We start from the raw sequence: 713 nt of genomic DNA on the forward strand, positions 1-713 counted from the left end.
GGGCCCTGCTGTTTCAGGTACTGCTGGTACTGACCCTCGGTGCCTTTGCCTGGTTCATCGTCGATAACACCCTGAACAACCTCGAACAACGCGGCATCACCACCGGTTTCTCCTTCCTGTCGCAGGAAGCGGGCTTCGGTATCCCGCTGTCGTTGATCGAATACTCCGAAGCCTCCACCTATGGCCGCACCTTCTTCGTCGGCCTGCTCAACACCGTACTGGTGTCGGTGCTCGGTATCATCGCCGCCACCGTGCTGGGCTTCATCCTCGGTATCGCACGCCTGTGCACGCCTGTCCGACAACTGGCTGATCGCCAAGCTGTCGGCGCTGTATATCGAGATCTTCCGTAATATCCCGCTGCTGCTGCAGATCTTCTTCTGGTACTTCGCCGTGCTGCGGGCGCTGCCGCAACCGCGCCAGAGCATCGAGTTCCTCGGCAGTTTCCTGAACATTCGCGGCCTATCGATGCCGGCGCCGGTGGCCGAACCCGGCTTCCACCTGATCTGGATCGCCCTCGTCATCGGCGTGATCGGCAGCTGGGTGATGGCGCGCTGGGCACACAAGCGTCAGGACGCCACCGGTAAGATCTTTCCCACCGGCTGGGCGAGTCTGGGCCTGATCCTCGGCCTGCCGCTGCTGACCTTCCTGTTCTCGGGCGCGCCGCTGAGCTTCGATCATCCTGAGCTCAAGGGCTTTAACTTCCGCGGTGGTAT

General features: G+C 61.7%; 2 pseudogenes. Both read left to right on the forward strand.

Annotation, left to right across the window (positions count from 1 at the left end):
* Positions 1-350, forward strand: a pseudogene (locus tag ADIMK_RS22030) (amino acid ABC transporter permease); the annotation flags it as partial.
* Between the two features lie 40 nt (positions 351-390).
* Positions 391-713 (forward strand): annotated as a pseudogene (locus ADIMK_RS22035) (amino acid ABC transporter permease); the annotation flags it as partial.

The sequence above is a fragment of the Marinobacterium lacunae genome (assembly GCF_000705555.1).
In the GTDB taxonomy this organism is placed as follows: Bacteria; Pseudomonadota; Gammaproteobacteria; order Pseudomonadales; family Balneatricaceae; genus Marinobacterium_D; species Marinobacterium_D lacunae.